This window comes from Glaciimonas immobilis (genome assembly GCF_011947285.1).
GTDB classification, from domain to species: Bacteria; Pseudomonadota; Gammaproteobacteria; order Burkholderiales; family Burkholderiaceae_D; genus Glaciimonas; species Glaciimonas immobilis.
Map to the genome: position 1 here is coordinate 383,349 of NZ_JAAOZT010000006.1, position 23,059 is coordinate 406,407.

Annotated in this window: 20 protein-coding genes; 8 read left to right on the forward strand and 12 right to left on the reverse strand. The window is 50.9% G+C overall.

Going from position 1 to position 23,059, the window contains the following annotated elements; all coding sequences use genetic code 11:
* The first annotated feature begins 74 nt into the window (after positions 1-74).
* The 4 genes from pheT (at position 75) to upp (ending at position 4,718) form a co-directional block, all read left to right on the forward strand.
* Complete coding sequence (gene pheT / locus HAV38_RS10825; RefSeq protein WP_168055229.1) at positions 75-2,501, forward strand: phenylalanine--tRNA ligase subunit beta; 2,427 nt, start codon at positions 75-77, stop codon at positions 2,499-2,501.
* A 366-nt stretch (positions 2,502-2,867) separates the two neighbouring features.
* Positions 2,868-3,293 (forward strand): integration host factor subunit alpha, encoded by a 426-nt coding sequence (locus tag HAV38_RS10830; protein WP_168055231.1) that lies wholly within the window; start codon positions 2,868-2,870, stop codon positions 3,291-3,293.
* On the forward strand, positions 3,290-3,754 hold the full coding sequence (locus tag HAV38_RS21900) for a MerR family transcriptional regulator (protein WP_245182316.1): 465 nt from the start codon (positions 3,290-3,292) through the stop codon (positions 3,752-3,754). The genes HAV38_RS10830 and HAV38_RS21900 overlap by 4 nt, the downstream gene beginning before the upstream one ends.
* A 313-nt stretch (positions 3,755-4,067) precedes the next feature.
* A complete protein-coding gene (upp, locus tag HAV38_RS10840; protein ID WP_168055233.1) occupies positions 4,068-4,718 on the forward strand; it encodes a uracil phosphoribosyltransferase in 651 nt (216 codons plus the stop codon).
* Between the two features lie 147 nt (positions 4,719-4,865).
* On the opposite strand, the gene HAV38_RS10845 is transcribed toward upp, so the two are convergent.
* The 3 genes from HAV38_RS10845 to HAV38_RS10855 form a co-directional block, all read right to left on the reverse strand.
* Positions 4,866-5,894: an NADP-dependent oxidoreductase gene (locus HAV38_RS10845; RefSeq protein ID WP_168055235.1), complete on the reverse strand. Its 1,029-nt coding sequence runs from the start codon at positions 5,892-5,894 to the stop codon at positions 4,866-4,868.
* Positions 5,895-6,119: 225 nt separating this feature from the next.
* The gene (locus HAV38_RS10850; RefSeq protein ID WP_168055237.1) at positions 6,120-7,277 is read right to left on the reverse strand and encodes an iron-containing alcohol dehydrogenase; all 1,158 of its coding nucleotides are present in this window, start codon (positions 7,275-7,277) and stop codon (positions 6,120-6,122) included.
* A 197-nt stretch (positions 7,278-7,474) separates the two neighbouring features.
* Positions 7,475-8,080 (reverse strand): TetR/AcrR family transcriptional regulator, encoded by a 606-nt coding sequence (locus HAV38_RS10855; RefSeq protein ID WP_168055239.1) that lies wholly within the window; start codon positions 8,078-8,080, stop codon positions 7,475-7,477.
* Between the two features lie 334 nt (positions 8,081-8,414).
* Here HAV38_RS10855 and HAV38_RS10860 point away from each other — a divergent pair, with 334 nt between their 5' ends.
* On the forward strand, positions 8,415-9,350 hold the full coding sequence (locus HAV38_RS10860; protein WP_168055241.1) for a LysR family transcriptional regulator: 936 nt from the start codon (positions 8,415-8,417) through the stop codon (positions 9,348-9,350).
* Between the two features lie 139 nt (positions 9,351-9,489).
* On the opposite strand, the gene HAV38_RS10865 is transcribed toward HAV38_RS10860, so the two are convergent.
* Together HAV38_RS10865 and HAV38_RS10870 are read right to left on the reverse strand one after the other, a co-directional pair.
* A complete protein-coding gene (locus tag HAV38_RS10865; protein ID WP_168055243.1) occupies positions 9,490-10,599 on the reverse strand; it encodes an NADH:flavin oxidoreductase/NADH oxidase in 1,110 nt (369 codons plus the stop codon).
* 50 nt (positions 10,600-10,649) lie between these two features.
* Positions 10,650-12,440, reverse strand: coding sequence for an ABC transporter transmembrane domain-containing protein (locus HAV38_RS10870; protein WP_168055245.1), 1,791 nt, complete (start codon positions 12,438-12,440; stop codon positions 10,650-10,652).
* Positions 12,441-12,745: 305 nt separating this feature from the next.
* On the opposite strand from HAV38_RS10870, the gene HAV38_RS10875 reads away from it, so the two are divergent.
* Positions 12,746-13,783, forward strand: a complete 1,038-nt coding sequence (locus tag HAV38_RS10875) for an L-histidine N(alpha)-methyltransferase (protein WP_245182317.1) — start codon at positions 12,746-12,748, stop codon at positions 13,781-13,783.
* Positions 13,784-13,785: 2 nt separating this feature from the next.
* Positions 13,786-15,066, forward strand: a complete 1,281-nt coding sequence (gene egtB / locus HAV38_RS10880; RefSeq protein WP_168055247.1) for an ergothioneine biosynthesis protein EgtB — start codon at positions 13,786-13,788, stop codon at positions 15,064-15,066.
* Between the two features lie 62 nt (positions 15,067-15,128).
* Here the strand turns inward: egtB and HAV38_RS10885 are convergent, their stop codons facing one another.
* Positions 15,129-16,040 carry a LysR substrate-binding domain-containing protein gene (locus tag HAV38_RS10885; RefSeq protein ID WP_168055249.1) on the reverse strand — a complete coding sequence of 304 codons (912 nt, stop codon included), beginning with the start codon at positions 16,038-16,040 and terminating at the stop codon, positions 15,129-15,131.
* 221 nt (positions 16,041-16,261) lie between these two features.
* Between HAV38_RS10885 and HAV38_RS10890 the strand changes: the two genes are divergently transcribed.
* Positions 16,262-16,879 carry an FMN-dependent NADH-azoreductase gene (locus tag HAV38_RS10890; RefSeq protein WP_168055251.1) on the forward strand — a complete coding sequence of 206 codons (618 nt, stop codon included), beginning with the start codon at positions 16,262-16,264 and terminating at the stop codon, positions 16,877-16,879.
* Positions 16,880-17,108: 229 nt separating this feature from the next.
* On the opposite strand, the gene leuA is transcribed toward HAV38_RS10890, so the two are convergent.
* From leuA to HAV38_RS10920, 6 genes are all read right to left on the reverse strand, one after another.
* Positions 17,109-18,818, reverse strand: a complete 1,710-nt coding sequence (gene leuA, locus HAV38_RS10895) for a 2-isopropylmalate synthase (protein WP_168055253.1) — start codon at positions 18,816-18,818, stop codon at positions 17,109-17,111.
* Between the two features lie 88 nt (positions 18,819-18,906).
* The gene (locus tag HAV38_RS10900; protein WP_168055255.1) at positions 18,907-19,131 is read right to left on the reverse strand and encodes a hypothetical protein; all 225 of its coding nucleotides are present in this window, start codon (positions 19,129-19,131) and stop codon (positions 18,907-18,909) included.
* Positions 19,132-19,581: 450 nt separating this feature from the next.
* On the reverse strand, positions 19,582-19,719 hold the full coding sequence (locus HAV38_RS10905; protein ID WP_168055257.1) for a DUF3096 domain-containing protein: 138 nt from the start codon (positions 19,717-19,719) through the stop codon (positions 19,582-19,584).
* Between the two features lie 555 nt (positions 19,720-20,274).
* Positions 20,275-20,625: a hypothetical protein gene (locus HAV38_RS10910; protein ID WP_260326375.1), complete on the reverse strand. Its 351-nt coding sequence runs from the start codon at positions 20,623-20,625 to the stop codon at positions 20,275-20,277.
* A gap of 140 nt (positions 20,626-20,765) precedes the next feature.
* Positions 20,766-22,583, reverse strand: coding sequence for a chloride channel protein (locus HAV38_RS10915; RefSeq protein WP_168055259.1), 1,818 nt, complete (start codon positions 22,581-22,583; stop codon positions 20,766-20,768).
* Positions 22,583-23,008, reverse strand: a complete 426-nt coding sequence (locus HAV38_RS10920) for a MarR family winged helix-turn-helix transcriptional regulator (RefSeq protein WP_168055261.1) — start codon at positions 23,006-23,008, stop codon at positions 22,583-22,585. Before HAV38_RS10920 ends, HAV38_RS10915 begins: the two co-directional genes overlap by 1 nt.
* Positions 23,009-23,059: the final 51 nt, after the last annotated feature.

The window sequence follows — 23,059 nt, forward strand, 5'->3', positions numbered from 1 at the left end:
CGTTATATGCCGCCTGCACGCAGGGCAGCGTAATCCGGGTCTTCCATGATTAAAGGTTTTTGAAGGTTTTACCTATGCAATTCTCTGAAAGCTGGCTGCGTTCCATGGTCGATCCGAGCATGAGTTCGGACGAGTTATCCCATTTGCTGACCATGTCCGGTCTGGAGGTCGAAGAGATCTCTCCTGTGGCGCCACCGTTCACGAATGTTGTGGTCGGGCACGTGCTGGAAATCGCCAAACATCCAAACGCGGACCGTCTGAATGTCTGCCAGGTCGATGTCGGTACCGGTAACCCATTGACAATCGTATGCGGTGCATCGAATGTGCGCGCTGGCCTTAAGGTTCCCTGCGCCATGCCGGGAGCAATGTTGCCGCCGGGTGCCGATGGAAAACCTTTTGAAATCAAAGTGGGTGAATTACGGGGCGTTGAATCGCATGGCATGTTGTGTTCTGCGCGCGAGTTAAAGCTGTCGGAAGAAAATGATGGGTTGCTTGAGTTGCCGCATGATGCAACAGTCGGCATGAACTTCCGCGATTATTATGAATTAAACGATCTTACATTTACGATCAAATTAACGCCGAATAAAGCCGATTGTTTGTCAGTATTGGGTGTTGCGCGTGAAGTGTCCGCGTTGACCGGGACTGCGCTTCGCTCGCCGACTTACCAGACCGTCAGCGCGAATACTACTGAAGTATTACCGGTTACCATTTCTGCGCCTGATTTATGCGGTCGTTTTTCGGGACGGATTATTCGCGGCTTGAATGCAAAAGCTACGACACCACAATGGATGAAGCAACGCCTTGAGCGCAGCGGTCAACGCTCGATCTCGGCGCTGGTGGATATCTCCAACTACGTCATGCTTGAACTAGGGCGTCCAACTCACGTATTCGATCTGGACAAAATCCATGGCGGTCTGGATGTACGGTGGGGTAAAACTGGCGAGTCAATCAAATTACTGAACGGCAATACCGTCAGCGTTGATGAGTGGATAGGCGTCATTGCGGACCAGCAGCAAATTGAATCATTGGCCGGCATTATGGGCGGCGACGCTACAGCGGTCTCGTTAGAAACACAGAATATTTATCTGGAAGCGGCATTCTGGTTTCCTCAAGCGATACAAGGTCGTGCCCGCCGTTTTAATTTTTCGACCGACGCCGCGCATCGCTTTGAGCGGGGGGTAGATTTTGCGACGACGGTTGAGCACATTGAACGCATCACCGCGTTGTTGATCGACATCTGCGGTAAGGCAGAAACGCAGATCGGTCCGATCGATGACCAGCAAGTAAACCTGCCATTGCGCTTGCCGGTCACGGTGCGCACCGCACGTGCAGTCAAGGTGATAGGCGTTGCGTTGACGGATGCCCAGATCGCGGATATTTTCACGCGGCTCAAACTTACCTTTACGCAAGAAGCCGGGATTTTTTCGGTGACGCCGCCATCTTACCGTTTCGATATTGAAATCGAAGAAGATTTGATCGAAGAAATCGTGCGCGTGTACGGTTTTGAAAACATTCCTGCATTGCCACCAGTAGCGCCAAACGAGATGTTTATCGCGCCAGAAAATACCCGTTCCTTGTTCGCCATTAGCCATAAGCTGGCAGCGCTCGACTATCAGGAAGTGATCAACTTCAGCTTCGTCGAAGAGTCATGGGAAGTTGACTTCGCCGCTAACACGCAGCCGATCAAATTAATGAATCCTATCGCTAGCCAGATGAGCGTGATGCGCTCATCGCTGATCGGAAGTCTGGTTGCTAACGTAAAATACAACCTGAACCGCAAAGCTAGCCGCGTACGTATTTTTGAATCTGGTACCGTATTCCTGCGCGATGCAAACGTGCAAGATGACCCATTATCTGTTGCGGGTTTCAGTCAGCCAAAACATGTCGCTGGTTTAGCCTATGGCGCGCTTGTAGAAGAGCAATGGGGGCAAGCGAGCCGCGCGGTCGACTTCTTTGATATAAAGGCCGACCTTGAGGCATTGTTTTCTCCGGCAATATTAGGCTTCGCTAAAATTCAACATCCCGCATTGCATCCGGGCCGCTCCGCTGAGGTCATGCTTGATGGAAAGGTAGTGGGATTTATAGGCGAGCTGCATCCGCGATTGCAGCAAAAATACGAACTTCCATTGGCAGCGGTGGTGTTTGAAATAGCAGTCGATGCCTTGCAGCAGCGCTCCGTACCAAAATATGTTGAAATTTCCAAATTCCCTGCCGTTGTCCGGGACCTAGCGGTAGTGGTAAAACAAGCCGTTTCTGCGCAGGATTTAATGAATATATTTGCCGTGGAGAAGGATACGAACAGCGCTTGTAAAATACTGCAAGCCTTTGTTTTATTTGACGAATATCATGGCAAGGGATTGGAAAATGACGAAAAAAGTCTTGCTTTCCGGTTTACGTTGCAAGATACTGAAAATACCCTGCAGGACGATACAGTAGAGGCCGCAATGACAGCATTGATTACGGCAGTCAGCAAGCTAGACGGAGCAAGACTGCGTAGTTAAGGCAAAGCATAAGTCTGGCGTAAGCACATACATCGTTAATTGCTTGGGCAAATATACGAGCAAATGCGCCAGCAAAAGCAAGCCCGTAAGATTATTAATTCGTTGAGGCGATGTTCATCAAATCGACCTACGTTGTTAATTAAAGTAGGCGTCACTGGTAAGCTTCTTTAAGCCGTTTTATCGTCAGGCTGTGTGGATAAATTGCCCCGTTAAAACCATGCTGAAGTGCATGATGCTTAGCACTTCAACCGGCGATCAAGTAAGGCTGCAATGCGGATAAGGAGCTGTACACCGTTCTGAAGAGTCGCATCGGTCAGATGCGCTCGGGTGGAAGTGGTGATTCGTAAAACAGATGAGAACAAGAGAATGAACGATATGCAGGCAGTTGAGTTTGAGTCCGTACTGGATGCCGACCTGAACCGTGCAATGCGCGAGGCGCAAGCACGTTCTCAGGCCGAAAAAGATTTGCCTACCTTGACCAAGGCAGAGTTGGCTGAGCTTTTATTTGAACAGGTCGGTCTGAACAAGCGTGAGGCCAAAGACATGGTCGAGACTTTTTTCGACGAGATGCGTAATGCATTGGAGCGTGGTGAAGCGGTTAAGTTGTCTGGGTTCGGCAACTTTCAATTGCGCGATAAGCCACAAAGACCAGGTCGCAATCCTAAAACTGGGGAAGAAATTCCTATTACTGCGCGCCGTGTAGTCACTTTTCATGCCAGTCAAAAGCTCAAGGGCATGGTCGAAGCGACCTCTCAACAACCTTTTTCCCTAGCTCTTCAAGCTAATCCATGAACGATCGTATTAGTAAATCTGAGGTATTTGTCTTACCGCCTATTCCCGCCAAGCGCTATTTCACCATCGGTGAAGTAAGTGATCTTTGTGGCGTCAAGCCGCACGTTTTGCGCTATTGGGAGCAAGAATTTACCCAACTCAAGCCAGTCAAACGGCGCGGCAATCGTCGTTATTATCAACATCATGAAGTGCTGTTAATTCGCCGTATTCGTGAACTGTTGTATGAGCAGGGTTTTACCATTAGCGGAGCACGTAACAAGCTTGATGGTCGGATGGCGCAAGCAGAAAAAGATTCGATGGCTGCCGCTGCCGCAGCAGCGAAAAATAAAATAGATCTGATAGAAGTGCGCCATGAACTGGAACAGATATTAGCGTTATTGACGTTATCCGTACCGGCAACAACACTCGTACCTGTAGCGGTGCCCTCGACCCCGCCTGTAACTAAAACCCTTTCGGAGTAGTTGTACTACTTGGCCGCGGTCATGCCCGACGCGATGGTCTTACCTATGATAACGACGAGCCAGGGGCGATAAGTTCGGTGACAGTCGCTTAAATTGTTTTGGTTTGCCGGTATTATTAAGACCGATTGGTCGCGCTCATGCTGCGTAGGTAATAGTTTTAGGTGCGGTTATTAAGCGGGGATTAAGCTTGTGTTCTCTCGCTTTCATTATTAATCTAACGCTACGCAAGCGGTGTCGCAGACTATCGCCAGATTCAATAGCTGCATTCGCGCAACCGTTTATTCTCAACCGTTTATCGCCCCATCCCATCATTATGCTTAGCGATCCACGCTTCCCCAATTTATTTATTTTGAATCATCCGCTGATCCTGCACAAGCTGACGCATATGCGGAGTAAGGACACGTCGACGCGTACTTTCCGTCAGTTGCTGCGCGAAATCACGCAGTTGATGGGTTATGAAATTACCCGAGATTTGCCGCTAACCACACAGCGCATTGAGACCCCTATTCAAAGTATGGAAGCACCGGTCATCGCTGGGCGCAAGCTGGCGGTGGTGCCGGTTCTGCGCGCCGGTATTGGCATGAGCGATGGTTTACTGGATTTGGTCCCATCGGCGCGGGTTGGGCATATTGGCGTCTACCGTGATCCTGCCACGCTGGAGCCGGTGGAGTATCTGGTGCGCCTGCCGGATCTGGCTGAGCGTACGTTCATTTTGTGTGATCCTATGGTGGCGACCGGCAATTCTGCCGTGTATGCGGTCAATGTGCTTAAGCAGCGCGGCGTGACTGATGCACAAATTATTTTTCTGGCACTGGTTGCAGCCCCCGAAGGCGTACAAGTGTTTCAGGATGCGCATCCTAAAGTGAAATTATATGTGGCGAGTCTGGATTCGCACTTGAACGAGCACGCGTACATCGTGCCCGGTTTAGGTGATGCGGGAGACCGGATTTTTGGGACGAAATAATGCGCTGTACGGTTCTGTAATAAAAAACCACCAGTCACGATATAAAAAAACGCGCATTCAAGGATTTACCGGAGTGCGCGCTTTTTATTTACAGCCTTATGTAGGTAACTTACTGGCTACCTCATTCGTCCACCTCATTCGTCCACCTCATTCGGCCACATCAATAATCAGCTTTCCAAAATTTTTGCCTTCCAGAAGCCCGATGAACGCTTGCGGTGCGTTCTCCAGTCCTTCAACAAATTCCTCGCGATATTTTATTTTGCCTGTCTTTAGCCAGTCGCTCATTTCACGTAAAAATGCATCGTGACGTTCCGGATAGTTGGAGTTGATAAAACCTTGTATCTTCAGGCTGCGGGTCAGAACGGTGCGGGCCAGTAAGGCTAAACGATCCGGTCCTTTTGGAAGTTCGGTCGCGTTGTAATTCGCAATCAAGCCGCAAACAGGTACCCGAGCGAACAGATTCAGTAGCGGCAGCACCGCGTCGAACACCGCTCCGCCTACGTTTTCAAAGTAAACGTCGATGCCTTTGGGGCATGCCGCTTTCAGTTGCTGCGGAAAGTCGCTGCTTCGATGATCCAGGCAAACGTCAAATCCGAGTTCTTCGACCGCATACTTGCACTTCTCCACACCGCCAGCGATGCCGATGACGTGACAGCCTTTGAGTTTAGCGATTTGCCCCACTAACGAACCAACCGCGCCGGTGGCGGCAGCAACCACTACTGTTTCGCCAGCCTTCGGTTGACCGATATCGAGCAAGCCAACATACGCGGTAAACCCGGGCATGCCCATTACGCCCAATGCATGCGATGGCTTAATAAGACTGGAATCCAGTTTAATCAGTCCACTCCCATCGGATACCGAATAATCCTGCCATCCAGAGTAACTCAGCACCAGATCGCCGACTTTATAGTCCGAGTGGAAGGACGCTACCACGCGGGCTACGGTGCCAGCGCCCATCACCTCGTTCACGGCCACCGGCGGTGCGTATGAGGGCGCATCACTCATTCGGCCACGCATATAAGGATCTAATGAGAGATGGATCGTACGGAGCAAAAGCTGGCCGGTTGCGGGCGTTGGTATGACAGTTTCCTCTAGCCGAAAAGTTTCTGCGGTCGGTGCGCCGTGCGGACGCGCCGCCAGGACGATGCGACGATTGATGTTATTGGTTTGCGGCATGAAGGTCTCCGGTAAATGTGAGCTGATAACGTCTGGACTTGGCATTCCAGAATGGGAAGAGTGCTGTTTCTAGCGGCATAAGTTTGCCAATGCAGTAGTTACGCACTAGTTTATGCCAAAAAAGATCCTTCATCGCGTGCTGACGATAGCGCCGTTTTTAGTCATGGCCAGCAGGTGGTCAATCGATTACGGCCCAAACGCCAGTGCGATCAGCTATCCTCTTTGTTACAGAGCGCCTTCAAGAATTTTACGGCTGACTTCCAGCGTAATATCTTTATGCTCGCCCAGCTTTGTCATGCCATGCGCACTCAGTTGTGTCACCACGATATCAATCGCCGCCTGGCCTAATTCATAGTCGCCCAAGCGGGTTTTGATTCCCATGCTTTCAAAGAAATCACGCGTGTTTTGGATCGCCTGATCAATCCGTGCCTCTTCGCTGCCTTCGGTAATGTTCCATACCCTGGCCGCATATTGCAGCAATTTGGCGTGCTTGTTCCCGCGCTGTACGTTTAGCAGCGATGGCAGCACGATAGCAAGGGTGCGGGCGTGATCGATGTCATATTGTGCGGTCAGTTCATGGCCGATCATGTGCGTCGCCCAGTCTTGCGGCACGCCAGCGCCGATCAAACCGTTCAGTGCCAGCGTCGCAACCCACATCAAGTTGGCGCGTGCGTCATAGTCGTTTGTTTCAGCAAGAACCAGCGGTCCGGTTTCAATCAGGCTTAGCAATAAGCCCTCGGCAAAGCGGTCCTGAACTTGCCCATTGACTGGATAAGTCAGATATTGCTCCATAGTATGGACAAACGCGTCAACTACGCCATTGGCAATCTGGCGCGGTGGCAGCGTGAACGTTTTACTAGGATCAAGGATTGAAAATTGCGGGTAAACCAAGGGGCTGTGAAACGCAAGTTTGGCCTGAATTGATTTGCGTGTAACGACGCCGCCGTTGTTCATCTCTGAACCGGTTGCTGGCAATGTCAGTACTGCGCCGAAGGGTAGGGCAGAGGTGATATTAGCGCCACCTTTGACAGCGATATCCCACGGCTCACCGTCAAAATTGGCGGCAGCCGCGATAAATTTGGTGCCGTCGATAACCGATCCACCACCGACTGCCAATAAGAAATCGATCTTCTCGCGGCGAACATGCTCGACCGCCCGCATTAAGGTTTCGTAGGATGGATTAGGTTCGATTCCGGAAAATTCGTGTACTTCACGGGTGCCAAGTGCCGCTTTTACTTCATCGAGGGTGCCGTTTTTTTGGGCGCTGGCACCGCCGAATAAAATTAATACGCGGGCATTTGTCGGTACTAACGTTGATAACCTGGTGACAGTATCGCGACCAAAGACGATTTTTGTTGGATTATAAAATTCGAAATTAAACATGTATTCCTCTATTGTTGATCTACGTAACGATCTACGTAACTCAGTTAATTAGACCGGTCGTCTAATTTATGAAGGTGAAAAACTCGCAGAGCAATCGCGTTGCCTTGCTGGAAGTTAACTGATGCGTATGTGTCGAAAAGTGAGATGAAAGAAATGCGGCATTTTATAAACATGCCACGAATAAAAGAATAGGACACCTATGGATGCATTAAAACCTTGTTTGTAGTCTCCATCGCATTTTCCAGCGGTGCGCTAGCAAGTTGTAACTTCGCAAGCAGACTAGCCCCCAACCACATTTGATAGAGCATTTCGGCCGTTTTGGCCGGGTCCAGTTCAGGTCGTAACGATCCTTCTGCGATCCCGGTAGCGATACAAATGGATAACTGCGCCATCACTCGGTGTGTACCTTCACAAAGTGCAATGCGCATAGCGTCGGATAGATCTGCTACCTCAGCACCTAACTTGACCACCATGCACCGTCCTTTGAGGTCGTAGCAAGATTGGCTTTCCACCCATCCGCCCCAGTAACTTAATAAGCGGGAGCGGGCAGATTCCGTGTTCGTGACATGATCCGTGGTGCCCAATATCAGCTTAAGCTTCTCGAGATAATCATCGAAATACTGCTCCAGAAGCGCGCATCCATATTGTTCCTTCGAACCGAAGTAATGATAGAACGACCCTTTGGGAATATCTGCGGCTAGCAAAATCTCGCTCAGGCCCACCCCAGCAAAGCCCTTGACCGCAATAATTTGCTGCCCGGCGTCGAGGATATGGCGTTTGGTAATGTGGTAGGTGGCTCTCATGTTGATAAAGAGTATAGCCTAAATTAGACCGGTCGTCTAACTAAGCGTTGTTTCGAGATGGTAGAGCACAGGAGCATACTGAAAGAATGCGATTTAACCACTTGAAGTCCATCGTGATTTCTAAATTCGTAATTGAGCGCCCCAGATTGTCAGCAAAAAGCTGCGGAATGAATGGGTCTCAAACCAATTATGGTTGTGCGGACACGAATATACTTAGCGAGTCACTTATCCGTTATCCTATTGTATGTAGCGAATAGATTTTTTTGGTAGTGTTGGCCGGTATCTGGACTTGATGCTTGTTCCGTTTTTTTAATTTCTTCTGACCACATCATTCATGACTTCTCGCGCTAATCATCACCTCGATACCTATTTGCTTCGCGTCCTGCACACGTTGCTGGTAGAAAAAAGCGTGTCGCGCACGGCGATCAAATTGGGCCAATCCCAGCCCACCATCAGTAACACATTAAAGCGTTTGCGCGAATTAACCGGCGACGCAATTTTAGTGCGTGGCAAAACCGGTATGGTCGCGACCGAACGTGGTCAGGAATTACTGACGTTGGCAAAAGAAGGTCTGGATGTCTTCGAAAAAATCGGTGCACCAGTAGCCGCTTTTGAGGCCGGTAGTACTGGACGCGTCTTTCATGTCGGCACGCCCGATTATCTCAATGTATTGTTAATACCGTCGATCATTGAACAGGTACGTCGACGCGCGCCGGGCGCCAGTTTAATGGTCCATGCACTAGACGCTGGACTGGATTACTCGAATGCGCTGGAAACCGGACGGCTTGATCTGGTCATTGGAAACTGGCCTGATCCGCCGGAACATCTGCATCTGGCCCAATTGTTCGAGGATGAAGTAGTCTGCATGATGCACCGCGATCATCCGGTCGCCAAAAAAGGATTGACGCTGAAGTATTACGTTGAGATGCCGCACCTGGCACCGACGCCATACATCGAAGGGCATCGCAGCGGCATTGATGCAGCGTTGGCAGAGCAGGGCCTGAAGCGGAATATCCAGGCGGCGATACCATATTTTGCACTGGTCCCGCATGTATTAGCAAAATCCGATTTGATTTTTACGACCGGTCGCCAGTTCGCCAATTACTTCGTTAAAGACTGGCCGATTCAGGTATTTCCGCTGCCATTTGAAATGCCGAAGATGCGCTTTTATATGCTGTGGCATACGCGCTCACATGTCGCGCCGGATGTGGTCTGGTTGCGCCGCTTGATCTCCGAAGTCGCAGTAGGACTCGGTATGTCGGCTACTTGATGTCAGCTACTTGATGTCAGCTACTTGATGTCAGCTACTTGATGTCGGCAACTTGATGCCGGACAGCGCTTATTGATACTGAGCGCGCTGGTCCGGCCGTGCTACTTTTTCCTACTTACCTATACAAGCTGACCAACACTTACTCATCGCCATAATCAATGGATGGCCGCAACGGCATTTTGCGTGACGTGGCGCGTGCGTATTGCGGTGGCCACGGAGTTTCTGCGTGGAGTGCGTCGGCGGCATGTAGCGGCCAGTTCGGATTGCGCAGCAGTTCACGCGCTAGCAACACCAGATCGGCTTGTTCTGTACGTAAAATATGTTCAGCCTGAATTGGCGCGGTAATCATGCCAACCGCACCACTGGCAATACCGGCCTCTTTTTTGACGCGCGCAGCAAACTGTGTTTGATAACCGGGGCCTACCGGAATCTCCGCTTTGGCCGCGTTACCACCGGTTGAGATATCGACCAGATCGACACCTGCATCCCGCAGCAAGCAACTTAACGCCACCGTGTCGTCATCGGTCCAGCCGCCTTCGACCCAATCCGTGGCAGACACGCGGACCATTAACGGCAATTCTGCAGGCCAGATTTTACGTACTGCGGCCACCACTTCCATGACCAGACGCGTGCGATTTTCAAAGCTGCCGCCGTACTGATCGGTACGCGTATTGCTCAACGGTGAGAAAAATTGATGTAGCAAATAACCATGCGCGGCATGAATTTCCACGACTTTAAAACCTGCCTCATGCGCACGTTCCGTCGCATCAACAAAAGCTTGTACGACGCCGGCAATTTGTTCGACGGTGAGTGCAAGTGGCGGGCGATAATTATCATCAAATGCCAATGCGGATGGCCCGACAGTTTCCCAGCCGCCGTCTGCTAATGAGACGCTGCCCTGTTGCGTCGCCCACGGTCGCCACGTGCTGGCTTTGCGTCCGGCATGGGCTAGCTGAATGCCCGGAACCGCACCTTGCTGTTCAATAAATTGCGTAATACGGCGCAGTGGGGCAATGTGATCGTCTTTCCAGATGCCCAAATCTTCCGCAGTGATCCGACCTTCCGGGACCACTGACGTCGCCTCGAAAATAACCAGTCCCGCGCCGCCAACGGCACGACTGCCCAGGTGTACCAGGTGCCAGTCGTTAGCAAACCCGTCCTGTGCGGAATACTGGCACATTGGGGCGACCGCGATGCGATTCGGCAGCGTCACGCTGCGTAGGGATAAAGGGGAAAATAGTTTGTTCATATCTAACTCCATGGGGATGGCATCGCTGAAAATGATGACAATGATTAAATTTATTCTAGACCATTATTGAATTGCAATGCCGCAAGGCTGGCGTACAGGCCATTTTGTGCGACTAATGAAGCGTGATTGCCGGTCTCAACGATATGACCATGCTCCAGCACGATAATGCGATCTGCGCGTTGTACTGTCGCCAGACGATGCGCAATCACCAGCGTGGTGCGCCCGACCATTGCGGCCTCCAGTGCACCTTGAACAGCACGTTCGGATTCTGCATCCAGCGCGCTGGTCGCCTCATCGAGCAATAGTAGCGGTGGATTTTTTAGCATCGCCCGGGCGATCGCAATACGCTGGCGCTGTCCACCTGACAAGCGTACACCGCGCTCACCCAGGAAAGATTGATAGCCCTCAGGAAGGCGCACAATAAAATCGTCTGCCGCTGCCATTGTGGCCGCGGCAATGACCTCTTTATCGGTGGCATTGATCCGGCCATAGCGAATGTTTTCCATTGCATTGGCAGAAAATATAACGGTATCTTGCGGGACGATACCGATAGCATCGCGCAAGGTGTGTAAATCGAGAGATTTGATATCTACGCCATCGAGTTTAATACTACCTTGCTGCGGATCATAAAAGCGTAGCAATAGTTGGAATAAAGTAGTTTTACCTGCGCCGGACGGCCCGACAATGGCCACGGTTTCACCCGGGCGGATGTCAAGCGAGAACTGCGACAGCGATGCGGCATCCGGTCGTGAAGGATAATGAAACGCTATATTCTCCAACGTGACCGATGCGCCTTGCGCTGTGCGTGGCGGCAGTTTCTCCGGTACCAAAATTGATTGCACCGGTGATTTCGCGGACAGTAACTCCAGCAAACGCTCGGTTGCACCGGCGGCGCGTTGAGTATCGCCCATCACCTCTGCCAAAGCGCCAATTGATCCTGCCACCAACGCAGCATACAAAATAAATTGCCCCAGTTCGCCGCCGCTCATTTTGCCTTGCACGACTGCATGCGCGCCGAGCCAGAGGACAAATACGATAGCGCCGAACACCATCAAAATCGCCATCATGGTCAGCAAAGAGCGCGCACGGATGCGTTCCATTGCGGTCCCGAACGCACCTTCAATCGCTACGCTAAAGCGTTTCCCCTCAATGGCTTCATGGGTAAATGCCTGTACCGTTGGCATCGCATTTAATATCTCGCCCGCCATCGCAGAGGCGTCGGCCACGCGATCCTGTGAGGCACGGGACAGTTTGCGCACGCGTCGCCCGAATATGACGATCGGTAGCACCACCAACGCCAGCATAACAATAATAATTGAGGTCAGTTTGACGCTACTAACGAACAACATGATAAGACCACCGACAAATAGCAGGCCATTACGCAACGCCATCGAAATACTGGTACCCACCAATGCCTGAATCAGCGTAGTGTCGGTGGTAATGCGCGAGAGTACCTCGCCGGTTTTGGTGGTTTCAAAAAATTGTGGGCTTTGCGTTACCACGTGCGAGTAGACCGCACTACGCAAATCCGCGGTGACGCGCTCGCCAAGCCACGAGACCATATAAAATCGTCCTGCGGTAGCGACTCCCATGACACAGGCAACGCCGAACAGCGCGAGGAAATATAGATCAATATGGGCAGGATCCTTGATGCCATTAGCACCGAAGCCAAGATCTATCATCTGGCGAAAGGCGTAGGGAATGGCTAGCGTAGACGCGGCGGCCACTAGCAGAAAAATACCTGCCAGCACAAATTGACGTTTATACGGAGAAAGGTAAGGTATTAAACCGGCAAGTGTTGCCAGGCTACGTTTTTGAGGTTCTTTGATTGTCGTTGTCATGTTGCTTTTATTTGTTGCTCATTGTTAATGTATTTTGTAATGCGCTATCTTATGGACAGGACTTTTAGTCACGCTTTATCAAATTTGAACCAACTGTTTGATCTGAATGTCGATACTCTGATAAATTATACAAACACTACCGTTACCGGACCTCACACTAGTTTGCTAGTGTAGTAGATGTTGCGACGCAACGCAGAGTTGTCGGTAATCATTTATCCTTAAGTGGGGTCCGGCTTCAAATTTCGCTAAATATTTCCTTATATTCGGACGCCTTAGTGCGATAAATCAATCTTTAGGAGACATTCTTGGCTCAACAACAACCGGAGCAACCGGACAACTGCACACAAGAACGCCATATTGAGGATGCTGTCTTCACGCAACTTACGGCTGGATTAATGGCATCTCAGGCCTCCACGTCGCCGAAATACCTTTACGACACTCTGGGCTCACGATTATTTGCAGCAATTTGTGAACTGCCTGAATACTACCCTACTCGTACTGAAGCGTTTATTTTTGAGCAGTACTCCCAGGAGATAGCGCAGGCAGTTGGCGTCGGAGCGACATTGATTGATCTCGGTGCGGGTAATTGCGTTAAGGCAGCGAAGCTATTTCCCGATTTGCAGCCCAGCCACTATGTGGCGATCGATATCTCTGAAAAGTTTTTGCAAGAAGCGGTAGGAGGGTTGAAGCAGCAATTTCCGCATATTGCCATGACTTGTCTTGGTATGGACTTCTCTAGCGAACTGGAATTGCCGCCATCCATCTCACGCGAGGGCCGCCAGTTTTTCTATCCCGGTTCTTCGATTGGCAATTTCACCCCGCTGGAAGCGTTAAAATTTTTAATGCGCATCCGCAAGGCAATTGGGCATGAACACGATCACAAACATGGCCAGAAGCGTGACCACAGCGCCAACCAGGGCGCCAATAACAGCAATGGCGGTTTGTTGATTGGGATTGATCTTATCAAAGACAAGCCGATTCTGGATGCCGCTTATGATGATGCACTAGGTGTCACGGCTTCCTTCAATCTGAATCTATTGCAGCATATCAATCGCCTGCTTGGTGCTGATTTTGATCTCGCCGGCTGGTGTCATCGTGGCTTTTATAACCCTCAGCAAAATCGTGTAGAAATGCATCTTGAAGCAAAGCGCGAGGTCACCGTACGCTGGAAAAACGGCGGCCTGCGCCATTTCAGGTCGGGCGAACGGATTCACACCGAAAGTAGTTACAAATACACCCGGCAGAGTTTTATCGCTTTGTTACAGCAAGCCGGCTTTAGACAGATTAATACCTGGTGCGACCCGCATGAGTGGTTCATGGTCTGTCACGCGCAAGGAGGATAAGGATGGGTTTGAATAAAGCTGCAAAAGTCATTGCGCCGTCATCACATTTGTTGGATATCGCGACGTTGGCGACCAAGTTTGACCGGATGCGCGCAGAATCCTCGGCATTGGCGCAACCGTTGGAGGATGAGGATTGCTGCGTACAGTCTATGCCGGATGCCAGCCCGGTTAAATGGCATCTGGCGCATACCACATGGTTCTTTGAGACATTTATTCTGGAGCGGTTTGAGGCGAATTTTCAACCGTTTCATCCGGCGTTCCGCGTTCTGTTTAATTCGTATTACGACGGTGTCGGTCAGCAGCATCCACGTGCGCAACGCGGCTTGATAACGCGTCCCACGTTGCGTGAAGTATGGGCATATCGTCAGAACGTCGATCAACGCATGCAACAGTTATTTTCTTTGGCCTGGCCGGAGGACAGCATCCAGACGTTGGCAATGTTAATCGAACTGGGACTGCATCATGAGCAGCAGCATCAGGAATTGTTGCTAACAGATATTAAACACCTGTTTTCGATGAACCCCTTAAAGCCGCCCTACAAATCGGTGGAGGCCATGTTCGAGCATGTGCAGCAACCGGTGCCATCTGGCTCGGAAGCCGCGCAGTGGCAAAGGTTCGACGGCGGGATTGTAGAAATTGGACATGATGGTGCGGGGTTTTTTTTCGATAACGAAACGCCGCGTCATCGTCAATTTGTCGAGCCGTTCTCCATCGCGTCGCGATTGGTCAGCAATCGTGAATTTATGGCCTTTATCGAAGACGGGGGCTATAAAAACTCGCTATTCTGGCTTGCGGCAGGTTGGGACTGGGTGACGCAAGAAAAATTGTCGCATCCGTTATATTGGCACGAGTTACGTTCACAATTTGACGCCACCTGGCAAGAGTTTACCCTGAGCGGATTGCAACCAATTGCGCTGGATGAGCCGGTCGCCCATATCGCATTTTTTGAGGCGGAAGCCTATGCGCGTTGGGCCGGGGCACGTTTGCCAACCGAGGCCGAGTGGGAGAGTGCCGCCGGTAACACGCCAATTGCTGACCATCAGGGGACCGATTACTTTGGACGCGTCTGGCAATGGACGACTAGCAGCTATGCACCGTATCCGGGTTACACCGCGCTCGAAGGAGCCGTGGGCGAGTACAACGGAAAATTCATGGTGAATCAATATGTCTTGCGTGGATCGTCTAGTGTGACGCCAGTTGGGCATACGCGCTTGAGTTATCGCAATTTTTTCCCTGCTACTGCACGTTGGCAGTTTAGTGGATTGCGTTTAGCCAAATCCTGACGACATGGGTGCGCTTAAGTGGCGTTTGTGAGTGTGCATTGCGCTTGGTCTTGCGTGTTTCATCAACTTTCCGTATTGGATTGCCCGGACAATTGCGCGATTAAAAAGTCGATGAAGACACGCACAGCAGGCAGCAGACCGCGCTGTGTCAGGTACACCAGTTGCAACGTACCGGACGGCAAGACCCACTGCGGTAATACGCGGACCAGTTCGCCACAAGCAATTTCTTGCTCGCAGTTTTCCAAAGGCAGCATCGTGATACCAAGTCCGCTTAATGCAGCCTGTTTGCGGATCATAAAATCTTCGACCGCCAGACGTGGTTCCACGACCAGAGTATAGCGTTCATGGTTGGGACCCAACATGGAAAAATGCGCGCGTCGATCCTGACTGATCGCGCCCAGAAAAGGAAATTTCGTTAACGACCTGGGATGCTCCGGTGAGGCAAATTTTTTCATCAGGGCCGGTGACGCAACCAGATACGCTTCGGTGTGACGCAACCTCCGGGTTGCCAGATTAGGGTCTTCTTCCTCTGGCGTGCGCACCCGGATGGCGATATCAATTCCATCCTCCAACAGGTTAACGCGCCGGTTGGTCATGACAAGATCAACGCTTACGCGTGGATAACGCTCCAAAAAAAGTGGCAGCGCAAATGTCAACTGTTCCCGCGCAATCGGGACCAGACAACTTACCCGCACGTGACCACTCGGTTCTGCTAAAGAACTGGTGACCGCATTCTCCGCAGCTTCTGCCGCAGCCAGAACGATTTGACATTGCTTGTAATAGCGATTGCCGATATCGGTGAGTGCAATCCCACGCGTATTGCGTTGAAGTAGTCGCACGCCGAGACGCGCTTCAAGTTCAGATATCCGGCGCGACAAGCGGGATTTTGGAATCCCAAGCGTCCGCCCGGCGGCAGTAAATCCGCCTTCCTCGACAACGTTTGCAAAAAAATATAAGTCATTCAGGTCGTTCACAACAGGCTTTCATTGTTCTTTATATAGAACAATATATCTCAATATTGCTGGCTAGTTCTAATATATGCAAGCGCGTACCATCCTTTCAAACCTTGCGCCAATGGGCGTTATCAAAATCTATTCACTATTTTGTGCCGTGCTCTGGTGCGAATCGAATTATCGGTCGCCATCTGCAGGTAACCAGTCTTGGGTAGCGTCTTAATCTTTTGAACGGAAATATCATGAAACTATTGCATATTGATTCGAGTATTCTTGGCGACGCGTCAGCCTCCCGTGCATTGACCCGTGAAGTGGTTGCCAATCTGAAGGCCGATGAGCCGAATGTTGAAGTGGTCTATCGGGACCTAAGCCTGGATGTCACTACCCATTTGTCTGGCAGCACGTTTGTCGCCAAGGGCACAGCGGCTGATCAACGTAGCGCTGCGCAGACGCAAGAGATCGCTTTAGGTGAAGCGATATTGAATGAATTCATGGCGGCGGATGTGATTGTAGTAGGTGCCCCTATGTATAACTTCACCGTGCCAACCCAGCTGAAAGCATGGATTGATCAAATTTGTGTGGCAGGCGTGACGTTCCGTTATTCTGAGACCGGTCCTGAAGGTTTGGCTAAAGGTAAGCGCGTCATCATCGTTTTGACGTCCGGTGGCAAACACGTCGGTGCGCCCAGCGGTGTCGCGCATGAAGACTATCTGAAAGTCGTCTTCGGGTTCCTTGGCATCACAGATATCGAAGTAGTGCGTGCAGAAGGTCTGAATTACGGCGCAGAGGCAAAAGAAGCCGGTTTTGCTGCCGCACGGGTGAATATTAGTGCTTTGAAAACGGCTGTTGCGGTAGCGTAAAGTCTGCGGTTGTTCAGCCGTTGAAGTAAATAGTCTACAAGCGGTGGTGGTATCAATGCCCCAAACGCACATCTTTCAACGAGGGTGTGCGTTTTGCTATGGGTAATAGCAAAACGCCTCTGCACTGTTATTCCTGTTAATCTCGAGTAGGGTGATACTGCAGGATTCAGGTTCAGGCTGTCCCGGGATCGCCGAGCCAGCCTTCGTCATTACTAAACTAATTAACTAATTATGCCGCGGCTTCTGAGCGCTGTTCGATCGCTTGATTGGCGGCGTCGCTGGCAATGTCAATCTGACGGTTGATTGCACTCAGCACGGCCTTGAATGATGCTGTAACGATGTTGGCATCAATACCTACACCAAAGGCAGTCGGTGCATCGTTGAGTCGCAGTTCAATATAGCTGGCAGCATTTGCGTCCGCGCCAGCGCTGATGGCATGTTCATGGAAATCCATGACCTTAACGTCCAGTCCCAAAGCATCAACAAACGCATCAATCGGACCGTTTCCGGTGCCGTGCATGGTGTGCGGCTGACCGTCGCGCATGATATCAACTTCGATCTGAATTGGTTCGGCCTTGCTTGAGTCCTCAGTCATACGATGCGCGCGATAGACGTAAGGGCTTTGTTTGTCGAGATATTCTTCCTTGAAAATACGATAGATGTCGCTGGATGCAATCTCTTTGCCGCTCGAGTCCGCCGCCTTTTGGACAGCACGGCTGAATTCGATTTGCAAGCGACGTGGCATAACGAGGCCATATTCCTGCTCCAGCAAATAAGCCATACCGCCTTTGCCGGACTGACTGTTGACGCGAATCACGGCATCGTAGCTGCGTCCGAGATCAATCGGGTCAATCGGCAAGTAGGGGACTTCCCACATGGCGTCGGCCTGCTGGACCGCGAAACCTTTTTTGATAGCGTCCTGATGCGAGCCGGAAAATGCGGTGAAGACCAGATCGCCGACATACGGATGGCGCGGATGGACGGGAAGCTGGTTGCAATCCTCAACGCATTGACGCACGCTGTCGATGTCCGAAAAATCCAGTCCAGGATTGACGCCCTGCGTGTATAAGTTTAATGCCAACGTGACCAGATCGACGTTGCCGGTGCGCTCACCGTTGCCGAACAAACAGCCTTCCACGCGATCAGCGCCTGCCATCACGGCCAACTCTGCAGCGGCAACGCCGGTGCCACGATCATTGTGCGGATGCACGCTGATAATGACGGCGTCGCGGCGACTCAGGTTGCGGTGCATCCATTCAATTTGATCTGCGTAGACGTTGGGTGTGCTGCATTCAACCGTGGCTGGCAGGTTGAATACGATTTTACGCGATGGGGTGGCCTCCCAGGTCGCAGAGACAGCGTCGCAAATATCCTTGGAAAAATCCAGTTCGGTCATACTGAATGACTCGGGCGAATATTCAAATCGCCATTGCGTTTCTGGCATGGCATCGGTCAACTCTTTGACCAATTTTGTTCCGGCGATGGCGATATCCTTGATTTCATCGCGTGACATCTTAAAGACAATTTTACGAAAGGCTGGCGCGACCGAATTATAGAGATGCACCATCGCCCGCTTTGCGCCTTTGAGTGAGTCAACCGTCCTGCGGATCAACTCGTCCCGGGATTGCGTCAATACGATGATGGTCACATCGTCGGGGATACGGTTTTCTTCGATCAATTTGCGGACAAAATCGAAGTCGGTTTGCGACGCCGAAGGAAATCCTACTTCAATTTCTTTCAGGCCTACCTTGATCAGCAACTCAAAGAAGCGCATTTTGCGCTCCGCGTCCATCGGCTCAATCAGTGCCTGATTACCGTCACGTAAATCGGTACTCATCCAGATTGGCGGTACGCTGATGACTTGATCAGGCCACGTGCGATCCCGCAATGGGATCGGCGGAAATGGGCGGTATTTAGTAGCTGGGTTTTGCAACATCATGTTGGGCCTCTATTGAAACTGTAATAGTTCGGTGATATCTCGAAAATACTGGTGTGGCAAAAAGGCTGTCTGACGGGCCACTTGCTAATTAACGCGAGGCCAGGCAACCGATCGGTAGCTTTAGCAGTCGGAAGTGGCGAACGCGCGCAAGCGGCGTATTTAGCGAGCCGACGAATGCGGCGATTAATGCGGCCATTAATGCGGCGATTAATCCGGCGATTAATGCGCCGCTAATGAAATTGGCGCTGCAGAGAACGTTGAAGATAAGGGTAACGAGGAAAACAACGTTGAACGAGTTGGGCTTGGTAGACATTTTGTTTGCTTTTCAGATCCGAGATCTGTTTCCAGAATCTCTGCTTACTATATTTGGTGTAATTTTTGCTGCTGGCTTAAGGTAATTATTTTTCTAACATTTAGCCAGAGCAATCTCGTTAAAACTTGGTCGAGATCAAATTGCGCGTAGTAGCGATAGCGCTAGTAGCGGCAGTAGCAGCAGCAGTCCTGGCAGATAGCCAGTTGTGCGCGACAGAGAGCGGGAGGAGTGTTTTGCGTAAGACATGCCTTAATGTAGGGGATAGACAACAGGTATGTCAAGCGTTTATGCCAATCTATTTAGATCGGAGCTGCACTGCAGAGCTTGGGATATTGGCTGTGAGATAACTTGTGGAAAGTCCCGCCTATATGTGCAGGCATCGTCGCGCTAAATGGCAGCACTTTTCCGGCGCCCGTAAAGGCACGTGCGGCAGGTTTCAAACGGCGGGATTTACTTGCCAAATAATCCTATTAGTCCGATCACGATCAAATATAATGCGATGATGTAGTTGAGGAGCCGGGGGATAGCGAGAATTAAAACGCCAGCAATCAGCGACACTATGGGAGTCAGGTGGAGACCGATATTCATGCTTTGTTCTTTCAAAGATGCCCTCGGGCGGACCGCGAATACCCTCACAGAGAAGGAGAACTATGACATTTGCCAAACTGCAATGTCATGAGAAAGAATATACGGTTTTCACATAGGATTGAATGTAGGACAAGTTGCCATATGACTGTAAGATTTAGTCTTGAGAGTTAATTAATTGCTAAAGGAGCCTTGTTTTAGCAGATTAGCTGTAGCAACTCCGCATAAGTGAAGGGGCCTGAAGGCCAAAAGCGGAGATAACATGATAAAAAATCGGCTTGGCTACTACATTAATCAGTATAGACAGTATTCCTATGCAAATTAACGGTATGGCTACTGCCGATAAAGGACACAACCACCTACACTTTTTTACAGGTCCCCGCATAGGCGACGTCACCCATAGCGTTACCTATGGCCGAACTAACCAAGGGCACATTGTTAAAAAAAGATAAGGCGGCATTACTCCCTTCCCGGGGAATTGGGTTGCCGCAGTTGCCCAATTGCTGAGTTGCTCAACTGCTAAAATTCAAAGACACTTAGAAGCATAGACAAGGTCTTTCAATCCGGACGTGAACCCGAAATCAGGCGCGCTATAAATGTTGAAGCGGAGCGAGGTTGGCTCGGTGCGGCCCGTTCCGCAACTAGTGCCCATTGTTCCGATAACTGCTGACAGGTTGCGCGCAGTACCGGTGCCAGCGTCGGTAGTTCCGAAAGTGTGTGAAGATGATATTCAATCGTCGCCGCGGATTGCGCGCAGTGAGCGGGATCACCACTGCGCGTGTTGTATTGCGATATGCGCTGCAATACGGCAGAGACTAACAATTCGGGCGCAATATCATTGGCGTTGATGTCGATTAATAGGGTGTTCGGCTCTCCCACTTGGCTTGCGGATGTCGCTGGATTGGTCAAGTTAGCTTCCTTATCAAATTACAGGTTACCGATTTAAATAGTAATGATTCTCATTTATATTATTGTCCTTGGCGGGTTTGAATGCAAGCGTTTAAATAGTTTTTTTGGCGGTAGCGATGGCGCTGATTGGATCATCACGGCTATAAAGTTATGTTTTTTGAAACTGGCTCAACCCCGGGCGCGGCACTAAACAGTCGCTCACGCTTTTGCTCATCATCGAAATAAGATTGGTAAGTTTTAATCAGATCACTGCGGCTAATAATCCCAATCAGGCGCTTTGTATCGCTATCCGCCACCACCGCCAGTCTTTCCAGATGATGGGTCGCCATGCGCGCAGCGACGATACGACAGGTTTCACCTGGCAGCGCCACGATCAGCGGATGCTGTTGGTCCGGTCGGGGTAACATCGTCGCAATAGACTGGGTAGGATCGGCCAATGGACTGATGCTGGCCCGATCTATCATGCCGAGGAACTGATGTTCTGCATCGACAACGGGATAAGAGCGAAATTTTTGATCAGAGCCAAAATGCAGTACCAAAGTCTCGCCAATGCTGAGGTGTGACGGTATCGAGGATACGACACTGCTCTGTAGCTCCTCCACGTGTTGCCTTTCCAGAGGATCAACCCCATATTCACGATAGATGTGAAAACCGCGGCGGGCGATTTTTTCCGTCATGATAGAGCGACGCATGGTTAACACCGTAAATCCATAAGCGACCCCTGAGGTTAATAATAACGGTAACAGTGCGTTAGTATCATGCGTCAACCCGAACGCAAATACGGCAGCAGTCAGTGGCGCACCCAGTACACCCGCCAGCACCGCTGCCATGCACACCAGCGGCCATAAATGGACATCGCCACCGGGTAGTAAAGGTGCGAGCAGCGTCCCTAGTCCCGCTCCAATAATTAACAACGGTGCGAGCACGCCACCAGAAGTGCCCGAGCCAAGCGCCAGCATCCAGATGATTGCCTTAACCAGTAACAGGCTCATGGCGACTTGCAATGCCAAATGGTTATTGAGCAAATCGCCGATGACGTCATAGCCGACACCCAAAGCGCGCGGTTCGAAATAGCCGCCGATACCCACGGCCAGCCCGCCGATTGCAGGCCACCACATCCAGTGAATTGGTAGCTTGCCGAACAGGTCTTCAATCTTGTACAAGGCCGTTGACATGAAGGCTGAGAGCGCCCCACCGCAAATTCCTGCAATGACACAGGAGAACATGGTGGCGATGCCGACAGCACCGGTTTGAAGCGGGAACAGCGGGCCTGCTTCCAATAGTAATGGTCGGGTAAAGCCGGCCACGGTACAGGCAACCAGCACCGGCAATAAACTGCGCGGTCGCAATTCAAACAGTAATAACTCGACTGCCAGTAACACGGCCGCAACTGGCGTGCCAAAAATAGCTGTCATGCCCGCGGTAGCGCCAGCGACCAATAAAGTTTTCCGTTCGGCGGAGGTGACGTGGAAATGCTGCGCGATCAACGATCCGATGGCACCGCCGGTCATGATGATCGGTCCTTCCGCGCCGAACGGTCCGCCACTTCCGATCACTATGCCGGACGATAAAGGTTTCAGAATCGCGACCTTGGCAGACATTTTACTTTTGCCAAACAGGATGGCTTCAATCGCTTCCGGAATGCCGTGACCGCGAATTTTCTCGCTGCCAAAACGCGCAATCAAGCCCACGATCAGCCCGCCGATAATCGGCAGCAAGATTACCCATGCACCCAAATGATGTTCTGCCGGAGAACGCGCAGCAAACGACCAGGTTTGAAAGAAAAATAAATTCGTGAACAGATGGATTAAGGCGAGCAAGACGAATGCTGACAACGTGCCACAACCACCGATGAGGACTGCGATCAACGAGATTTTTAGCAGACGTGGATCAGCGGAAAAATCGCGTCTCAAGTGATGGAGAGGGGAGTGAGAGGGCGCAAATTTAGATGTCTTCATCAGGACTGCTTCGCATTAATATTCGGGATTCTAAAAGTATCGCTCAAGGTGTTCAACTCATTATGATGAAGCCCGGCGAGCGTGGCCAGGCAACGTTCGCCAGCGGGTAATAGATAGACATTTACCTGCCGCCGGTCAATTTCGCTGGCGCGACGTTTTACTAACAACAGTTTTTCGCAGCGCGACACTAGCGCAACCACGCTGTGGTGCTGTGATTGCAAACGTTCCGCTAGCTCGCCGATAGTGGCCCATTCACGTCCGGGCGAACCCTTGACGTGCAACAAAAGAAGGTATTGCTGGGGAGTGACACCATTGTTCTGAGCGGCCTCTTCGCTGAAGCGCAAAAATTTGCGTAGTTGATAGCGAAAGGTCGAAAGAGCTTCGAAGTCCTGTTTCGTGAGCGGGGTAACTTTATCGGTTGTCATTTAGTGTGTTGAATGGCGGAAAAATGGAATTATATCAAATTACGATATAAA